This is a genomic window from Flavobacterium sp. PLA-DH12 (assembly GCF_059511845.1).
Window position 1 is genome coordinate 194,551 of record NZ_JCAMPD010000001.1, and the last position, 17,815, is coordinate 212,365.

The window sequence follows — 17,815 nt, forward strand, 5'->3', positions numbered from 1 at the left end:
TAATTAGTTAAGTTTTGGATTTTATTTGTTTTTATTTTTAATCGAATTAACAACTCTAGTTACAGCCAGAAGTCGTAATTACAATCTGATTTCCGTTCATTTCATAATTAGTATCGTTGCCAATACTTTTACAAATTATTTTCAGCTTTTCGGCTAGTGGTTGATCACTTAACGAAGTGGTTAATCGGCAGTCTTTCAATTTGTCGTGAGGAAAATCAATATCTACTAAATAAGCCTGCTCAATGGTTTGAAGAATTTGTGCTACAGGTATATCTGTAAATTCAAAACTCAATTGCTCAATGTTACGAACGCTGCTTACTAAAATTGGATCTTGGGTAATATTGGTAATTTTATTAAAAACCAATTCTTTACGAGCGAAACGCAATGCTTGATTTGGCAGAAGAACAATCTCTTCTTTTTCGGCACTTCGAACCAAATCATTAGACTTTACCTTAACTTTACCGGTGCGAACAAGAACTTCAACATTTTGTTGATCTGGATAAGCCTTTATTCTAAAACTTGTACCAACAACACGAGTTACAATTTCGTTAGCGTAAACAAAAAAAGGCTTTTTAGGATTTTTACTAATTTCAAAGAAACCTTCGCCGGATAAATACACCTTTCTTTCGTTTCCGGTAAAGATTTTAGGGTAACTTAATTTACTATTTGGCTGTAATAAGACGGAACTTCCATCTGATAAGGTAATAATCTGTGATTTTTCAGAATTGTTGGTTTGCTCTACTAAACCTTCATTATTATCCAGAATAAGTTCGTTATAAGTAACTACATTATCAGTAGTTGCTATATTATTTTTAAAAAACCAAACAGAAATCATACCAACTAAAACAGCTGCTGCAACACCGCTGATCCAATATCTCTGTATTTTAAGTTTTTTAATTTTTGAAGTGTTTTGAGAAAGTTTTTCTCTTTGTTCAATCTTTCGCCAAGTTTCCTGCAAGGCTTCATGAACTTCGTTTGAAGACAACTGAGATTTTGGAGCTCTCATTGCTAATAGGACAAGTCGTGCATCTTCAACAAGTTTTGCTCTCTGAAGATTTTCCAGTGTCCATTCCTCCCAGCCTTGCTCATCAACTTTAGATAAAATCCATAATTGAAAAGATTCATCAGCCAAGAAGTCCTCTATTTCGGTATAATTGTTACGTTTTTGCATCTTACTATTAAGGTTACAAAAACATAGAGGACAGTTTTTTTATTATATACTCACCTATTTAAGATTTTTTTTTGATTTTTTCTTAAATATTTAAAAAACCCCTGAAGATATAAGGACTAAAAGCGGAATACTGCCTTTCCATTCCTTGCGAAGACTCAGCAAACCGCGATGAAGAAGATTACTAGCTGATTGATAATTAACATCTAGTAAATCTGCTATTTGATCTACACTCAATCCTTGGTGGTAGCGCAGATACAAAGCCTCTTTCTGACGACCAGGAAGATCATTTAATAATTTATTTAAAAGAAGAACACGTTCGGCTGTGACTTCATCTTCAACCAAATCATTTTCTATAGAAAAATCAAAAAGAAATTCCAAAACATCTGTAGTTGTCGTTTTTCTAAACACATGATCTCTTTCGTGCAAACGCGCAATCCTCTTTCTAACGCTAGAAAGTAAATACGCCTTAACTATAACATTATCCTGTAGAGAATCACGATAAAGCCAAATATCAGCAAAAACATCCTGAATACAATCTTGCACCTTTTCCGCATACGGACAAAGTGAATTACCATAACTGATTAAGTCTTTATAGTATTTTTCAAAAAGTAAAGAAAATGATTTCTCATTACCGTTTTTTACATTATTCCATAGAATAAAATCATCTAAAATTTTATTTTTCAAAATTTGGCTCATATAAAAATACTTTAAGGCGTAAATATCAAATCATTTCAAGTAAAATCTTAAATGACTATTAATTACATTGGGTTAAATAGATCTTTAAAATTCTAATCTTTTTCAGAATTTAAATTGAGGCAAAAAACTTAAATTTAACAAAACATAAACAAGTATTTTACACTCACCACCTTCAATTCACATTTAAAAAGAATTAAATTTTAACAATATTTTTTGTTTTTGTGCGATAAATATAGAAAAGCAAATGATTAAAACCCAATATTTCTCTAAAATTCTCTTCTTTTTTCAAATTCATCAGTATTTATCTTGTTTTTTTAACTAAACTTAAAATTTACCATACTTTAAACTTTTATTAACATAATTGAATTTAAGGGTAGCATTTCAAAAAATATTATTGAAAATAAAAAAGCCTTACTGTTCCAGTAAGGCTTTTATTTCATTTTTTTTTTTTATTACTTAGAAAGCTACATTCCATCTTGGCAATCTTCCATTTTCATCTAAGAAATTTTGTAAAACTTGCCCTTCAACAGCCGTCGGAATTGCTTTTACATCTTCAGTAAAAGTTTCGTACCAAACTACTTCTAATCCTTCAATATTTTCTAATTTCATTTGAGCTGGCCAAGAATATTTTCTTCCTGTTTTAGCAAACTGATGTCCGTTTACGATTTTGTCGTAAAGTCCGCCGTTTTTACTTTTTAAAGTTCCATCATTCTGAACGGTTCCTGTAGAACCAACCATAATTAATTCTTTTGCATCACCTTCAACAGCGTATACCACAAATATTCCAGCACTTCCTTCTGGAGCATTGCAAGCTTCTTCTAAACTATCATTTACAGTAAAAGTAAAACTGTTTGTTGCTTTAAATTTTTCTAATTCTTTGTACATATTTTCTTTTTAAGCTTCTAAGATACTGAGGTTCTAAGATGCTAAGTTTTTTTCATTTACGCCTCAGCCTTTAAAATGTAAAAAAGTCTCAACAGGATATTGAGACTTTTTTTTTGGAATTTGTTATTTTGAATATTAGCAATTACCCTAATACTTCTTTTACTTTTTTACCAATTTCAGCTGGCGAATCAACAACGTGAATTCCGTTGTCTCTCATGATTTGTTTTTTAGCAGCAGCTGTATCGTCAGAACCACCAACAATTGCACCTGCGTGGCCCATTGTTCTACCAGCAGGAGCAGTTTCTCCAGCGATAAATCCAATAACTGGTTTACGGTTACCATCAGCTTTTACCCATCTTGCAGCATCTGCTTCAAGCTGACCTCCAATTTCACCAATCATGATGATAGCTTCAGTCTCTGGATCATTCATTAATAATTCAACAGCTTCTTTAGTTGTAGTACCAATAATTGGATCTCCACCAATTCCGATAGCTGTAGTGATTCCTAAACCTTGTTTTACAACTTGGTCAGCAGCTTCATAAGTTAAAGTTCCTGATTTAGAAACGATACCAACTGTACCTTTTTTGAAAACGAAACCTGGCATAATACCAACTTTAGCTTCTCCTGGAGTAATTACACCTGGGCAGTTTGGACCAATTAATCTTGAATTTCTTTCTTTAACATAATTATTTGCTTTAATCATATCTGCTACAGGAATTCCTTCTGTAATAGCAATAATTACTTTAATTCCAGCATCAGCAGCTTCCATAATTGCATCAGCAGCAAAAGCTGGCGGAACAAAAATGATAGAAGTATCAGCACCAGCTTGGTCAACAGCATCTTTTACTGTGTTAAAAACTGGACGATCTAAATGGCTAGTACCACCTTTTCCTGGAGTAACACCTCCAACAACATTAGTACCGTACTCAATCATTTGAGAAGCATGGAAAGTACCTTCGCTTCCTGTAAATCCCTGAACAATTATTTTGGAATCTTTATTAACTAAAACACTCATGATATATATTTTATGTAGTTTTTAAATTTGTGTTGCAAAAATAAGGTTTTGTAATGTATTTTGCCTCTTTTATTGTCAAAAAAATATTAAGAAAATTGACTCATTTGATAACCTCTATAAAGTTTATCATCTTTTATCTGCCAAATGGTAGCAAAATGTGCTAAAAGCATTTCTTCTCTTGGATTCTCGATTGTTTTTACAAAATGAGAGTAACGCACTGATACTAAATCATCTTCGCTAATAATATGGCTAATTCTAACTTTAGAGCGCACATAGGCACGGCTAAGCTCATTGGCCATTTCAATCATCGAATCATAATCCATCTGAATAAAACCTTTACTGCTGTTCCATTCAAGCGTAACATCAGGATGCAGATATGTTTTTAAAATTTCGCTATCAATTAATGCATCTGACTTATAAAATTTCTGAACAAATTCTTTAATAGACATATTACTTCAATTTACTTAAAATTTCAGGAATCTTCTTGATATTGGCAAGTTGTTTCAATTTTTCTCTGGATTCTTCAATCGGAGTACCAAAATATGATTTTCCACCTTCAACAGATTTAGTTACACCAGTCTGCCCCATTACAACTGCTTTTGAACCAATTGTAATACCGCTTGTAGTTCCTACCTGTCCCCACATTGTAACTTCATCTTCAATAATTACGCAACCAGCAATACCCGTCTGCGAAGCAATTAAACATTTTTTACCGATTACGGTATCATGCCCCACGTGCACTTGATTGTCCAGTTTTGTTCCCTCACCAATTGTAGTATCTCCAGTAACACCTTTATCAATTGTACAAAGTGCACCAATACCTACATTATCTTCAATAACCACTCTTCCCCCAGAAATCAATTGATCAAAACCTTCAGGACGTTTTTTATAATAAAAAGCATCAGCTCCTAAAATAGTTCCCGCATGAATAATTACGTTATCACCAATTATAGTGTGGTCATAAATAGAAACATTCGAATGAATTAGGCAATTTTTCCCAATTTTCACATGATTGCCTACAAAAGTATTTGGCTGAATCACAGTGCCCTCACCAATTTCTGCAGATGGTGCTATAGCAACATTAGCAAATTGAAACGGTTTAAAATGTTTTGTAAGAATATTAAAATCTCTAAACGGGTCATCAGAGATTAAAAGAGCTTTTCCTTCTGGACATTCTACTTCTTTATTTATCAAAACAATTGTAGCAGCCGATTGTAAAGCTTTATCATAATATTTCGGGTGGTCAACAAAAACAATATCTCCAGGCTCCACAACATGTATCTCGTTCATGCCTAAAACTTGAAAGTCTTTGTCTCCAATAAATTTGCAATCAAGCAAATTGGCAATTTCTTGTAAAGAATGACTCTTTGGAAATTTCATATAGTATAATTAGAAAATCTGTCAATTAGAAAATGAGTCAATTAGAATGTGAATATACAAAATTATGTCGACTCACTTAGCATCTAATTGACTCATTGTCAAATTTATCTTAATTAAAAAAACTACTCTTTTACACGCTCCATGTAAGAACCTGAAGCTGTATCGATTTTAATTTTATCACCTTCGTTGATAAACAAAGGAACATTTATGTTTGCTCCTGTCTCTACTGTAGCATTTTTAGTAGCGTTTGTTGCTGTATTTCCCTTTACACCTGGCTCGGCATAAGTAACTTCAAGAATTACAGATGCTGGCATATCTACTGATAATGGCAAATCTGTTTCTGTATTGATTTGCACCATTACGTTTGTTCCTTCTTTTAACAAATCTGGAGCATCCAAAATGTTTTTGTTTAAAGAAATTTGCTCAAACGTTTCAGCATTCATAAAGTGAAACTCATCACCTTCTGGATATAAATATTGAAATGTATGCGTTTCAACACGAATAACGTCAATTTTGTGACCTGCTGAAAAAGTATTATCTAATACTTTACCAGAAGTTAAACTTTTCAATTTTGTTCTTACGAAAGCCGGACCTTTTCCAGGTTTTACGTGAAGAAATTCAATGATTTTATAGATATCGTGATTAAATTTAATGCACAATCCGTTTCTAATATCTGATGTAGATGCCATTTGTATTTGTTTTATTTTTTTGTTTAATCGTTTAACCGTTTAACTGTTTCTTCGATTAAATGATTAAACAAATAAACAATTAAACTCAATTTTTAATAATTTCCTGAGTAACCTTTCATAATTCCTCGAGAAGAATTTCTAATAAAATCTAGAATTTCATCTCTTTCAGGAGTCGCTTCCATTTCAGCCTCAATAATACTTAAGGCTTGAGTTGTATTGTAATTCTTTTGGTATAAAATTCTATAAATTTCCTGGATTTCTCTAATTTTTTCAGTAGTAAATCCTCTTCTTCTTAAACCAACAGAATTAATTCCTACATAAGACAAAGGCTCTTTTGCTGCTTTTGTAAATGGCGGAACGTCTTTTCTAACCAAAGAACCTCCAGAAATCATAGCATGATCTCCAATATGAATAAATTGGTGAATTGCTGCCAAACCGCCAATAACCGCATGATTTCCAACAACTACGTGTCCAGCTAAAGCAACACCATTCACAATAATTGCATTGTTTCCAATCTCACAATCGTGTGCAATGTGCGCATATGCCATTACTAAACAATTATTACCAATAACAGTCTGACCTGAAGCAATTGTCCCTCTATTTATAGTAACACATTCTCTAATTGTACAATTATCACCGATAATAGCAAGAGAATCTTCACCTCCGAATTTTAAGTCTTGTGGCACCGCAGAAATTACAGCTCCTGGAAAAATATTGCAATTTTTACCAATTCGAGCTCCTTCCATAATGGTCACGTTTGAACCAATCCAAGTACCATCACCAATAACAACATTATTGTGAATTGTTGTAAATGGCTCTATTACAACGTTTTTAGCGATTTTCGCGCCTGGATGAACATATGCTAATGGTTGATTCATCTGTATGTTTTATATTTTTAATTAAAATATTCTAATTTGAAGCAACAAACCTAAACAATAAATTTGATAATTTATTATTGTTTTCTTGCTATTTGTGCCATTAATTCTGCTTCAGTTACTAATTTACCATTTGCATAAGCATTAGCCTGCATATGGCAAATCCCTCTTCTGATTGGAGAAATTAACTCACATTTAAAGATTAAAGTATCACCTGGCAACACTTTGTGTTTAAATTTAACATTGTCAATTTTCATGAAATATGTCAAATAATTTTCAGGATCTGGAACTGTACTTAAAACCAAAATACCTCCTGTTTGTGCCATTGCTTCAACAATTAATACGCCTGGCATAACTGGAGCTTCTGGAAAGTGACCTACAAAGAAATTCTCATTCATAGTAACATTTTTCAATCCTACTACATGACGATCAGACATTTCAATAATTCTGTCAATCAACAAGAACGGAGGTCTGTGAGGAAGCATAGACATGATTTTATGAATATCCATCAATGGCTCTTGATGTAAATCATAAGTAGGAACATGATTTCTCTGCTCTATTTTAATAATTTTTGCTAATTTCTTTGCAAATTGAGTATTTACAAAATGCCCTGGTTTGTTAGCAATAATTTTTCCTTGAATACGAACTCCAATTAAAGATAAATCTCCAATTACATCAAGCAATTTGTGTCTTGCTGCTTCGTTTGGATAATGCAAAGTCAAGTTGTCTAAAACACCATTTGGTTTTACAGAAATCTCTTCTTTACCAAATGCTTTCTTTAGATTTTCCATAGTAGATTCAGAAATTTCTTTGTCTACATAAACGATTGCATTGTTTAAATCTCCACCTTTAATAAGTCCGTGCTCTAATAAAGACTCTAATTCGTGTAAGAAACTAAAAGTTCTAGAACTTGCAATTTCAGATTTAAAATCTGCTAAACTTTTAAGGGTAGCATTTTGAGTACCTAAAACTTTTGTACCAAAATCTACCATTGTTGTAACCTGATATTCATCGCTAGGCATTACAAGAATTTCGCTTCCTGTTGCTTCGTCTGTAAAAGAGATTACTTCTTTTACTACGTAAACATTACGTTGTGCGTCTTGCTCTTCGATACCAGCTTTTTCAATAGCTTCAACAAAATATTTTGATGAACCGTCCATAATTGGAAGTTCTGAGGCATTCAATTCAATAATAATATTATCCAAATCGCATCCAACTACTGCAGCTAAAACGTGCTCTGGTGTCTGAATTTTTACACCAAGTTTCTCAAGATTTGTACCTCTTTGAGTATTAACAACATAATTAGCATCAGCCTCAATGACTGGTTGACCTTGCAAATCTACTCTTACAAAAGTGAAACCATTATTAACGGGTGCAGGTTTAAAAGTCATTGTAACTTCTTTTCCAGTGTGTAAACCAACTCCTGTTAGCGAAATTTCATTTTTGATGGTCTTCTGTTTAACCATTATTTCCATTTTTTGGGTTTATTATTTGTTTCTTTAATTCTTCAACTTCAGCCACAATCTTAGGCAGATTTTTAAAATGAACATACGATTTATTAAAATCTGTATATCCTAGAGATGGAGTTCCTTGCAAAACTTCATCATCTTTAATGTTTCTAGCGACACCCGATTGGGCTTGAAGCCTAACATTATTCCCTATTATTAAGTGACCTGCAATACCAACTTGTCCACCAATCATACAGTTTTCGCCAATTTTTGTAGAACCTGCAACACCGCTTTGCGCAGCTATTACAGTGTTTTTTCCTATTTCTACATTATGGGCAATCTGAATCTGATTGTCTAATTTAACTCCTTTTCTAATAATTGTAGAACCAAGAGTTGCTCTGTCAATTGTAGTATTGGCACCAATATCTACATTATCTTCAATAATAACGTTTCCAATTTGTGGAACTTTACTGTACTCTCCATTTTCATTTGGAGCAAAACCAAAACCATCTGCACCTATAATAACTCCAGAATGAACAGTACAATTATTACCAATTACAGTTTCAGAATAGATTTTTGCACCAGCAAATATGAACACATTATCGCCAATAACAACATTATCGCCAATAAAACTATTTGGATAAATTTTTACATTATTACCCAAAACTACATTTTGTCCGATATAGCTAAAACTACCCAAATATAAATTCTCACCGTACTTTGTTCCTTCAGAAATAAAAGACTGAGGCTCGATACCGTTTTTATTTAATTTTACCTGATTATAGAAATGCAAAAGCTTAGAAAACGCTGCGTAAGCATCTTCTACCTTTATAAGTGTAGTATTAATTTCCTGTTCCGGAATAAAGCTATCATTAACAATTGTTACTGTCGCTTTTGTAGTATATATATAATTGATATACTTTGGGTTAGCCAAAAAAGTAAGAGATCCTTCCTCTCCTTCTTCGATTTTAGAAAGCTTAGAAACTTCTGCATTGGGATTCCCAACAACTTCTCCTTCTAAAATTCCTGCTATTTGTTCTGCTGTAAATTTCATCGCGACAAAAATATAAAAAATAGATTTTAAATGTTAATTTTATATAAGTTGTTTTGGAAAACAGATATAATATTTTGTGACCAATTTAGATAACGATTTCAAATTCAGCTGGTCAGAAGCTTCAACAACATCTTCAATTGTTTTATCTTTTTTCAAAATACGAATAGGTTCTGCTTCCTTACTATATGCCTGATTTTTTATTTTACCTCTAAAAATAAAATAGCCAGCGTCTACTGCCGAAATTTGGTGCGCTTCTGCAAACTCTTCTTTTAAAGATTGTGATTCTTCCATCGGAATTTTTTCTGCACTTAGCTTAATTTTCAGCAAATCTCTATTGATGATCATTTTACTTAAAGTAGAAAGTATAAAATCACTATGTTTCTGCCAAGCCTTTAGAGCGCTTATAATATCAAAATCATCCAATTGAGAGAATAAATCTAATTTCTCAGCATCAAAATCTTCGAGCGTAATTTTATTTTGCATGAAATACATCAGAGGTTCACTGCAAGGCAATTTAATGCCTTTTAAAGTCAGTTCTTTTGCTCTCTTCAGCACCTTCATTAAAATTAACTCGGCTACTAAACTTGTTTTATGCAAATAAGCTTGCCAGTACATTAATCTTCTAGAAAGCAGAAATTTCTCGACAGAATAAATTCCTTTTTCTTCAATTACCAAAACATCATTTTCTACGTTCATCATCTGAATCAATCGTTCAGAATTTACGTTTCCTTCCGCAACACCTGTATAAAAACTATCGCGTTTCAAATAATCCATTCGATCCATATCCAACTGACTAGAAATCAATTGCAACATGAATTTTCTATGATATTCTCCTTTAAAAACCTGAATTGCCAAACTTAATCTTCCATCAAACTCTTCATTCAGCTGATTCATAAACAGTAATGAAATTGCTTCGTGATGCACATCTTCAACAATACTTTTTTCCATTGCATGCGAAAATGGCCCATGTCCTATATCATGAAGCAAAATTGCAATTAGAAGTGCATTTTCTTCTTCGTCAGAAATAACAACATCTTTAAAACGAAGCGTATCAATTGCTTTCTTCATCAAATGCATACATCCTAAGGCATGATGAAAACGAGTATGATTTGCTCCAGGATACACCAAATAAGACAATCCCATTTGAGAAATACGACGAAGACGTTGAAAATATGGATGCTGAATTAAATCGTAAACCAACTCGTTCGGAATCGTTATAAAACCATATATAGGATCGTTGAATATTTTAAGTTTGTTGATCTGAGTCACTACTGAGTTATTTTTTTAGGTCAACAAATATAAGTAAATAAGTATAAAGAGATTGGTGTTTTTTATTTAAAAATCATAAACAGAATCATCATGATTATCAATAAAATACACTTAAAAATGTTAAAATACAAATCAAAATCGTGCGCCAACTTTGGTAATTTTATACTATTTTTAATACTTTTTAAGTTCTATAACTTTAAATTGCAGTAAAATTAAATTGATTTATGGATAAGATAAAAATACTTTGGGTCGACGATGAAATCGATCTTTTAAAGCCTCACATATTATTTCTAGAAAAAAAGAATTACGAAGTTACAACTTGCAATAACGGCCTTGATGCAATTGCCCTATTTGAAGAAGATAACTTTGATATTGTTTTTTTGGATGAAAACATGCCAGGAATGAGTGGTTTGGAAACGCTTTCTGAAATGAAAGAAAAAAAATCAGCTATTCCGATGATTATGATTACGAAAAGCGAGGAAGAATATATTATGGAAGAAGCCATTGGTTCTAAAATCGCTGATTACTTGATTAAACCTGTAAATCCGAATCAGATTCTGTTGAGTTTGAAGAAAAATCTAGATGATTCGAGATTGATTACAGAAAAAACAACCTTAGATTATCAAAAAGAATTCAGAAAAATTTCGATGGAATTAGCCATGGTTAATTCTTACGAAGACTGGATTGAATTGTATAAAAAATTACTTTTTTGGGAATTGAAACTAGAAGACATCAACGACACAGCGATGATTGAAATTCTTGAATCCCAAAAAGTAGAAGCAAATTCACAATTCGGAAAATTTATAGAAAGAAATTACGAAGACTGGTTTGCGCCAAAGGCTGACAAACCTATACAGTCTAATACTTTATTCAAAGAATTAGTCGTTCCAGAAATCAAAAAGAAAGACAAACCAATTCTTTTTGTTATAATTGACAATCTTCGTTACGACCAATGGAAATCTTTTGAAAGTGTAATATCAAATTATTATAAGCTAGAAAAAGAAGTACCTTACTACTCTATTCTTCCAACTGCTACACAATATGCTAGAAATTCGATTTTCTCTGGCTTAATGCCTTTAGAAATGGAAAAACAATTTCCCGAATATTGGAAAAACGACGTCGAAGATGGCGGAAAAAACCTTTATGAAGCAGAATTTCTATCTGCTCAATTAAAAAGATTAGGTTTAAATATTAAGGAAGATTATTTTAAAATCACCAATTATGCTGGCGGAAAAAAGTTAGCAGAAAACTTTAAAGCATTAAAAGGAAACGACTTGGTAACGGTAGTTTACAACTTTGTTGATATGCTTTCTCACGCTAAAACTGAAATGGAAGTCGTAAAAGAATTGGCTTCAGACGATAAAGCGTATCGTTCTCTAACATTAAGCTGGTTTAAAAATTCTCCATTATTAGAAATTATTCAGCAGGCACAACTTTTAGGCTTCAAATTGATTTTAACAACAGACCACGGGACAATAAATGTAAAAAATCCGTCTAAGGTTGTGGGAGACAAAAATACCAGTTTAAATTTACGCTATAAAACTGGACGTAGTTTAACATACGAACAGAAAGATGTATATGTCGTAAAAGAGCCAAAAACAATTGGTTTGCCAGCTATAAACATGAGCAGTTCGTTTATTTTTGCCAAAAACGATTTTTTCTTAGCGTATGTAAATAACTACAATCACTATGTGAGTTATTACAAAAACACGTATCAGCACGGCGGAATTTCTTTAGAAGAAATGATTATTCCGTTTCTAGTATTTAACCCGAAATAAACGTTTACAGTCTCAGTTTTCAGTTTCAGCGGTGAAGACAATTAAATAAAAATATTTTTTGCCATAGATTAAAAAGATTATCACTGATTAAAAAATCCTTTTTAATCTTTTTAATCTGTGGCATTAAAAATAATTCGCGAAAATTTTCGAAATTCGTGGCAAAAAATAAATAACAATGAACATCGTTTTTTCATTAGATCAAATTCAAGAAGTTGCTGAGCAGATTATAGCTTCAAATCCTAATAAAATTATCCTTTTTAATGGAGAGATGGGAGTTGGAAAAACCACCCTAATCAAACAGCTGTGCAAAAGCCTTGGAGTTACTGATGCAACTAGCAGCCCTACTTTTTCTTTAGTAAACGAATATGAAATTTCAAGCGGAAAAAAAGTTTATCATTTTGACTTTTACAGAATAAAACAAGAAACCGAAGCACTAGATATGGGAGTTGATGATTATCTATATTCTGGAAATTGGTGTTTTATTGAATGGTCTGAAAGAATTGCAAATTTAATTCCTGAAGAACACTCTACTATAAACATTGAATTACTTTCTGACGGAAAAAGAGAATTAGAATTAGTTTAAAGCTTTTAATAGAAGATCTAAAAATGAAAAATCTGTTCTTTATTGACAGTTATTATTGTTTCTTAACTTTCGACTTACAGTATTAGCAGAATTTTTACACTAATTTTAAAACTTTTTACGTAATTTGTACTCTTAATTTTTTGCGCAATCCATGTCAATCACGTTAACTCCATTTACAAAACAACAATTAATACCGCAGGAAGAAAAACTTGAGGTTGGTCGTTTTAAAAGAGAACTTTTTATAGGAATTCCTAAAGAAACAAGTTATCAGGAACGTCGTATCTGTCTTACGCCCGATGCCGTCAATTCCTTAACTTATGAAGGTCACCGTGTTATGATTGAATCTGGCGCTGGAGAAAGTTCGAGTTATACAGACAAGGAATACGCCGATGCCGGTGCAGAAATCACAAAAGATACTAAGAGAGTTTTTGGCTGTCCGTTTCTATTAAAAGTAGAACCGCCAACTTTAGCAGAAATTGAAATGATTAATCCCGAAACGGTTATCATTTCGGCTATTCAGCTTAAAACCAAAAAGAAAGAATACTTCGAAGCCTTAGCAAAAAAGAAAATCACTGCCTTAGCTTTCGAATATATTAAAGACGAAGACGGATCTTATCCTGCAGTAAAATCCCTGAGCGAAATTGCAGGAACTGCTTCGATTCTTATTGCAGCCGAATTGATGATTACAGACGAATTTGGAAAAGGGCTTTTATTCGGAAATATTACTGGCGTCCCTCCTACTGAAGTTGTAATTCTTGGTGCTGGAACTGTAGGCGAATTTGCAGCAAAAACTGCAATTGGATTAGGTGCCAACGTCAAGGTTTTTGATAACTCAATTACAAAACTGCGTCGTTTACAAAATAATTTAAATCAAAGAATTTTTACTTCTACTATACAGCAAAAAGGCTTGCTAAAAGCTTTAAGACGTTGCGATGTCGCGATTGGAGCAATGCGAGGTAAAGAACGTTGCCCAATTGTTGTGAACGAAACAATGGTAGAACACATGAAAAAAGGTGCTGTAATTGTTGATGTCAGTATCGATACAGGTGGTTGTTTCGAAACATCTGAAGTTACTACTCATGAAAAACCAACATTCATAAAAAACAATGTTTTGCACTATTGCGTACCAAATATTCCTTCAAGATATTCCAAAACTGCTTCATTATCAATCAGTAATATTTTAACTCCTTACTTACATCAGATAGCCGAAGATGGTGGTATTGAAAGTGCAATTCGATGCAACAAAGGCCTTAAAAATGGAATATATCTATATCACGGAATCTTAACAAATAAAGCAATTGGCGACTGGTTCGATTTACCAGATAACGATATAAATTTACTTGTTTTCTAAAGGAACTTTAACGTACCTTTGCAAAAAAATATTTCATGAAGTTCGCTTATCGTTTTGCATATTATTTGATTGGTCTCGTAATGGGATGTTTTATTGTATCAGGATTTTTCATCGGAAAAGACACGCGATGCAATTATTTTCCAAATGCCAGAGTTTTAAACAATCTTAGAACAAAACCTTTTCAATATTCTCCAAAAGCTGTTCAGACTTTAAATGAAAAATGGGTTGATACAGCAGACGTCAAAAATACATTAACTTACGGAGATGTTGATTTTGACCAAAGTAATGTTCCATTCAAAAAAGGGAAACTCTATATTATTGAAGGAAAAACAGTAAAAAATCAAGAAATCATTCTAAAAGTGGTGAATTACGAAAACAAAGCCGTTTTAGAGGAAATTGTAAAAAAATAAAAACTAAATCTTTTGTTTCTCGCAGATTCTGCAGATTCAAAAGATTTTTTTTAGCAACAAATATTTCCGGCAAAGCCACAAAGACACAAAGTTTTCCCCTTTGCCCCTTAGCAACTCAGAATCTTAGCAACTTTAAAAAAACTACCATTCAATTTCTTTCAATCCTTTAGATTTAAGAAATGAATTTGTTTGACTAAAATGTTTATTTCCAAACCATTTTCCTTGATTAGCACTCATTGGCGATGGATGGCCTGATTCTAAAATATAATGTTTTGACCTGTCGATTTTTGATCCTTTTTTCTGAGCAAAGTTTCCCCATAAAAGAAAAACAACATTTTCCTTCTGATCAGAAATAGCTTTTATAACAGCATCGGTAAATAGATTCCATTTTAAGTGTTTATGACTATTTGGACTGTCTTTACGAACGGTCAAAGAAGCATTAAGAAGCAAAACGCCTTGCTGAGCCCATTTTTGAAGATTACCAGATGTTGGCATAAAAACGGAATCAAAATCACTATTTATTTCTCTAAAAATATTTCGCAATGAAGGCGGTATCTTAATATCATCATTTACAGAAAAGCTTAATCCATTGGCTTCTCCTTCTCCATGGTAAGGATCTTGTCCAATAATAACAACCTTTACAGCATCAAAACCACAATTGTTAAAAGCTGAAAAAATTAATTCTGCAGGAGGATAACAAGTGTGGGTTTTATATTCAACATCAAGCGCCGCCATCAATTCTTGAAAATACGGTTTTTCTGTTTCGTCCTTTAAAACTCTCTGCCAGTCTTGAGCTAAATTAATTTTCATTTTATAAATTTTATTTACAAATAAAGCAAAGTTTTATTCAAACTCCCAACTATTAGTGCTATTTAGTTTTTAAAACTTTGTAACTTTGAAATCTTTACAACTTACGTTATATAATGGTATCTATTACAGAAAAAACATTACAAGATTTACAATTTCCAGCGGTGCTTGAAACCATTTCTGATGGTTGCAATACCGATATTGGAAAAGAAAAGGCTTTACAAATAAAACCATTTAGAGATAAAGAAGAATTAATGCAAGCGCTGATGCAAACATCAGAGTATGTATCTTCTTTTCAAAACAATAACGCCATTCCGAATCACGGATTTGACGCCATAACGCATGAAATTAAATTTCTTGCAATCGAAGACAGTTTTCTTGAAGTAGGAAGTTTTAGAAAAATCGCTAATCTTTCTGCAACTACAAATGTCTTATTGAATTTCCTTAAAAAGTTTGACGATTATTATCCAAACTTAAATGCAAGAGCTTCAAGAGTAGAATTGACCAAAGACATCATAACCGCAATTGATGCCATTGTAGACAAATATGGAGAAATTAAAGACAATGCCTCTCCTGCTCTAGCTGGAATTAGACAAAACATGAACCTGGTTCGCGGAAAAGTGAATCAAAGTTTCGGTACGGCTTTAACTCAATACAATAGCTTAGGTTATTTGGACGACATCAAAGAAAGTTTTGTACAAAACCGTAGAGTTTTGGCAGTTCTAGCAATGTATCGTCGTAAAGTAAAAGGTTCAATTTTAGGAAGTTCAAAAACTGGAAGTATTGCTTATATCGAACCTGAAGCTACTTTGAAATATTCTAGAGAATTAGCCAATTTAGAATATGAAGAGAAAGAAGAAATTACAAGAATTTTAAAAAATCTATCGAATGTAATTCGTCCCTATCTTCCTTTATTAGTTGAATATCAAGACTTTTTAAGTGATATTGATGTTGTTGCAGGTAAAGCTAAATACGCAAATCGAATTAACGGAATTCTCCCAACAATTACAGAAGAAAGAAGATTATTCTTTAGAGAAGCATATCATCCGATTTTATATTTGAACAACAAACAGAAAAAAGAAGTTACGCATCCGCAAACCATCGAATTAAAACAGGAAAACAGAATTATTGTAATTTCTGGGCCAAATGCTGGAGGTAAAACCATTTCCTTAAAAACGGTAGGATTATTACAATTGATGTTGCAATCGGGGATTTTGATTCCGGTTCACGAAAGAAGTGAAACTTTCTTGTTTGATAGAATCTTAACTGACATTGGCGACAATCAATCTATTGAAAATCACCTAAGTACATATAGTTATCGATTAAAAAACATGAATTACTTTTTAAAGAAATGTAATAGAAAAACCATGTTTTTAATTGACGAGTTTGGTACAGGTTCTGATCCTGAATTAGGAGGAGCATTGGCTGAAATTTTCTTAGAAGAATTTTATCACCGTGAAGCATTCGGAATTATCACAACACATTATTCTAATTTGAAAATTTTAGCAAACGAATTGCCTTATGCTACAAATGCAAATATGATGTTCGACGAAAAATCTCTTGAACCAATGTATAAATTAGCTTTGGGACAAGCAGGAAGTTCATTTACTTTTGAGGTTGCTCAAAAAAATGGAATTCCGTTTGGATTGATCAATCGTGCAAAAAAGAAAATCGAAGTTGGAAAAGTTCGTTTTGACAAAACCATTGCAACACTTCAGAAAGAGCGTTCGAAGTTGGAAAAAACTTCTTTGAATTTAAAGGAAGAAGAAACTCGTGCTCGTGAGGAAAGTAAAAAGATGGAAAACATCAATACGAAAATTCAACAGAAATTAGAAAGCTATCAGGAATTATATGATAGCAATCAAAAGATAATTTACATTGGACAAAAAATTGATGATATTGCCGAAAAGTATTTCAACAACAAAAACAAAAAAGAACTAATTGGTGAGTTTTTGAAAATTGTTGAAATTGAAAATTCGAAACGAAAAAAAGCAACTCCGAAAGAAGTCAAGGCAAAAGTTGAAAAACAAAAAGAAATTATTGCTGAAGTACAAGTAAAAGTTGAAGAAATTCGAAAAGAGAAAAAAGAGAAAAAACTTAAACCAGTTGTAGAAAAACCAAAACCAATTTTAAAAGTTGGAGACAGAGTAAGAATGCTTGACGGAAGATCTGTCGGAAGTATCGATTCTATCGAAAAAAATAAAGCTACAGTAAATTATGGCATTTTTACTTCGAAAGTAAGTTTGGATGAATTGGAATTGGTAGAAGCAGTTAAGAAATAATTTTTTTCGGTCTCAGTGGCGGTTTTCAGCCCTTAAAAAATGGCAAAAAAATTTCAAAACCAAAATAAAGCGATTTAAGAAACGATTTTCATTTTTACACAAAAGAAGATTCTTAATTTTTA

The 17,815-nt window shown here is 32.4% G+C and carries 17 protein-coding genes; 5 read left to right on the top strand and 12 right to left on the bottom strand.

What is annotated here, in order from left to right:
- Nucleotides 1–55: 55 nt before the first annotated feature.
- From AC5ZCW_RS00925 to AC5ZCW_RS00975, 11 genes are all read right to left on the bottom strand, one after another.
- Nucleotides 56–1,171, bottom strand: coding sequence for a FecR family protein (locus AC5ZCW_RS00925; RefSeq protein ID WP_496117299.1), 1,116 nt, complete (start codon nt 1,169–1,171; stop codon nt 56–58).
- Nucleotides 1,172–1,261: 90 nt separating this feature from the next.
- Nucleotides 1,262–1,867 (bottom strand): RNA polymerase sigma factor, encoded by a 606-nt coding sequence (locus AC5ZCW_RS00930; RefSeq protein WP_281632557.1) that lies wholly within the window; start codon nt 1,865–1,867, stop codon nt 1,262–1,264.
- A 456-nt stretch (nt 1,868–2,323) separates the two neighbouring features.
- The gene (locus AC5ZCW_RS00935) at nt 2,324–2,752 is read right to left on the bottom strand and encodes a hypothetical protein (RefSeq protein ID WP_343544154.1); all 429 of its coding nucleotides are present in this window, start codon (nt 2,750–2,752) and stop codon (nt 2,324–2,326) included.
- Nucleotides 2,753–2,894: 142 nt separating this feature from the next.
- Nucleotides 2,895–3,767 (bottom strand): succinate--CoA ligase subunit alpha, encoded by an 873-nt coding sequence (gene sucD, locus AC5ZCW_RS00940; protein WP_057118027.1) that lies wholly within the window; start codon nt 3,765–3,767, stop codon nt 2,895–2,897.
- 86 nt (nt 3,768–3,853) lie between these two features.
- A complete protein-coding gene (locus AC5ZCW_RS00945; protein WP_281632555.1) occupies nt 3,854–4,216 on the bottom strand; it encodes a nuclear transport factor 2 family protein in 363 nt (120 codons plus the stop codon).
- A gap of 1 nt (nt 4,217) precedes the next feature.
- On the bottom strand, nt 4,218–5,147 hold the full coding sequence (locus AC5ZCW_RS00950; RefSeq protein ID WP_496117302.1) for a UDP-3-O-(3-hydroxymyristoyl)glucosamine N-acyltransferase: 930 nt from the start codon (nt 5,145–5,147) through the stop codon (nt 4,218–4,220).
- A 122-nt stretch (nt 5,148–5,269) separates the two neighbouring features.
- The gene (efp, locus tag AC5ZCW_RS00955; protein ID WP_095929274.1) at nt 5,270–5,836 is read right to left on the bottom strand and encodes an elongation factor P; all 567 of its coding nucleotides are present in this window, start codon (nt 5,834–5,836) and stop codon (nt 5,270–5,272) included.
- A gap of 92 nt (nt 5,837–5,928) precedes the next feature.
- The gene (lpxA, locus tag AC5ZCW_RS00960; protein WP_091497682.1) at nt 5,929–6,714 is read right to left on the bottom strand and encodes an acyl-ACP--UDP-N-acetylglucosamine O-acyltransferase; all 786 of its coding nucleotides are present in this window, start codon (nt 6,712–6,714) and stop codon (nt 5,929–5,931) included.
- 74 nt (nt 6,715–6,788) lie between these two features.
- Nucleotides 6,789–8,177, bottom strand: coding sequence for a bifunctional UDP-3-O-[3-hydroxymyristoyl] N-acetylglucosamine deacetylase/3-hydroxyacyl-ACP dehydratase (locus AC5ZCW_RS00965; RefSeq protein ID WP_008464039.1), 1,389 nt, complete (start codon nt 8,175–8,177; stop codon nt 6,789–6,791).
- Nucleotides 8,170–9,213, bottom strand: a complete 1,044-nt coding sequence (lpxD, locus tag AC5ZCW_RS00970; RefSeq protein WP_496117305.1) for a UDP-3-O-(3-hydroxymyristoyl)glucosamine N-acyltransferase — start codon at nt 9,211–9,213, stop codon at nt 8,170–8,172. The genes AC5ZCW_RS00965 and lpxD overlap by 8 nt, the downstream gene beginning before the upstream one ends.
- A 39-nt stretch (nt 9,214–9,252) precedes the next feature.
- On the bottom strand, nt 9,253–10,482 hold the full coding sequence (locus AC5ZCW_RS00975; protein WP_281632552.1) for an HD domain-containing protein: 1,230 nt from the start codon (nt 10,480–10,482) through the stop codon (nt 9,253–9,255).
- A 224-nt stretch (nt 10,483–10,706) separates the two neighbouring features.
- Between AC5ZCW_RS00975 and porX the strand changes: the two genes are divergently transcribed.
- From porX to AC5ZCW_RS00995, 4 genes are all read left to right on the top strand, one after another.
- Nucleotides 10,707–12,260, top strand: a complete 1,554-nt coding sequence (porX, locus tag AC5ZCW_RS00980) for a T9SS response regulator signal transducer PorX (RefSeq protein ID WP_496117307.1) — start codon at nt 10,707–10,709, stop codon at nt 12,258–12,260.
- A 175-nt stretch (nt 12,261–12,435) separates the two neighbouring features.
- The gene (gene tsaE, locus AC5ZCW_RS00985; RefSeq protein WP_496117309.1) at nt 12,436–12,843 is read left to right on the top strand and encodes a tRNA (adenosine(37)-N6)-threonylcarbamoyltransferase complex ATPase subunit type 1 TsaE; all 408 of its coding nucleotides are present in this window, start codon (nt 12,436–12,438) and stop codon (nt 12,841–12,843) included.
- Nucleotides 12,844–12,994: 151 nt separating this feature from the next.
- Nucleotides 12,995–14,194: an alanine dehydrogenase gene (locus tag AC5ZCW_RS00990; RefSeq protein WP_306155242.1), complete on the top strand. Its 1,200-nt coding sequence runs from the start codon at nt 12,995–12,997 to the stop codon at nt 14,192–14,194.
- Nucleotides 14,195–14,229: 35 nt separating this feature from the next.
- Nucleotides 14,230–14,604 carry a DUF4258 domain-containing protein gene (locus tag AC5ZCW_RS00995; protein WP_343544159.1) on the top strand — a complete coding sequence of 125 codons (375 nt, stop codon included), beginning with the start codon at nt 14,230–14,232 and terminating at the stop codon, nt 14,602–14,604.
- Between the two features lie 141 nt (nt 14,605–14,745).
- On the opposite strand, the gene AC5ZCW_RS01000 is transcribed toward AC5ZCW_RS00995, so the two are convergent.
- Nucleotides 14,746–15,414: a uracil-DNA glycosylase gene (locus AC5ZCW_RS01000; RefSeq protein WP_496117312.1), complete on the bottom strand. Its 669-nt coding sequence runs from the start codon at nt 15,412–15,414 to the stop codon at nt 14,746–14,748.
- Between the two features lie 113 nt (nt 15,415–15,527).
- Between AC5ZCW_RS01000 and AC5ZCW_RS01005 the strand changes: the two genes are divergently transcribed.
- On the top strand, nt 15,528–17,693 hold the full coding sequence (locus AC5ZCW_RS01005) for an endonuclease MutS2 (protein WP_496117314.1): 2,166 nt from the start codon (nt 15,528–15,530) through the stop codon (nt 17,691–17,693).
- Nucleotides 17,694–17,815 lie beyond the last annotated feature (122 nt).

What these genes read in the sequence shown, in the direction of transcription:
- efp (WP_095929274.1), bottom strand. Translation starts at nt 5,836, where the DNA reads ATGGCATCTACATCAGATATTAGAAACGGATTGTGCATTAAATTTAAT.
- AC5ZCW_RS00990 (WP_306155242.1), top strand. Translation starts at nt 12,995, where the DNA reads ATGTCAATCACGTTAACTCCATTTACAAAACAACAATTAATACCGCAG.
- AC5ZCW_RS00965 (WP_008464039.1), bottom strand. Translation starts at nt 8,177, where the DNA reads ATGGTTAAACAGAAGACCATCAAAAATGAAATTTCGCTAACAGGAGTT.
- AC5ZCW_RS00935 (WP_343544154.1), bottom strand. Translation starts at nt 2,752, where the DNA reads ATGTACAAAGAATTAGAAAAATTTAAAGCAACAAACAGTTTTACTTTT.
- AC5ZCW_RS00945 (WP_281632555.1), bottom strand. Translation starts at nt 4,216, where the DNA reads ATGTCTATTAAAGAATTTGTTCAGAAATTTTATAAGTCAGATGCATTA.
- AC5ZCW_RS01000 (WP_496117312.1), bottom strand. Translation starts at nt 15,414, where the DNA reads ATGAAAATTAATTTAGCTCAAGACTGGCAGAGAGTTTTAAAGGACGAA.
- AC5ZCW_RS00930 (WP_281632557.1), bottom strand. Translation starts at nt 1,867, where the DNA reads ATGAGCCAAATTTTGAAAAATAAAATTTTAGATGATTTTATTCTATGG.
- AC5ZCW_RS00995 (WP_343544159.1), top strand. Translation starts at nt 14,230, where the DNA reads ATGAAGTTCGCTTATCGTTTTGCATATTATTTGATTGGTCTCGTAATG.
- AC5ZCW_RS00950 (WP_496117302.1), bottom strand. Translation starts at nt 5,147, where the DNA reads ATGAAATTTCCAAAGAGTCATTCTTTACAAGAAATTGCCAATTTGCTT.
- sucD (WP_057118027.1), bottom strand. Translation starts at nt 3,767, where the DNA reads ATGAGTGTTTTAGTTAATAAAGATTCCAAAATAATTGTTCAGGGATTT.
- lpxD (WP_496117305.1), bottom strand. Translation starts at nt 9,213, where the DNA reads ATGAAATTTACAGCAGAACAAATAGCAGGAATTTTAGAAGGAGAAGTT.
- porX (WP_496117307.1), top strand. Translation starts at nt 10,707, where the DNA reads ATGGATAAGATAAAAATACTTTGGGTCGACGATGAAATCGATCTTTTA.
- AC5ZCW_RS00925 (WP_496117299.1), bottom strand. Translation starts at nt 1,171, where the DNA reads ATGCAAAAACGTAACAATTATACCGAAATAGAGGACTTCTTGGCTGAT.
- AC5ZCW_RS01005 (WP_496117314.1), top strand. Translation starts at nt 15,528, where the DNA reads ATGGTATCTATTACAGAAAAAACATTACAAGATTTACAATTTCCAGCG.
- tsaE (WP_496117309.1), top strand. Translation starts at nt 12,436, where the DNA reads ATGAACATCGTTTTTTCATTAGATCAAATTCAAGAAGTTGCTGAGCAG.
- lpxA (WP_091497682.1), bottom strand. Translation starts at nt 6,714, where the DNA reads ATGAATCAACCATTAGCATATGTTCATCCAGGCGCGAAAATCGCTAAA.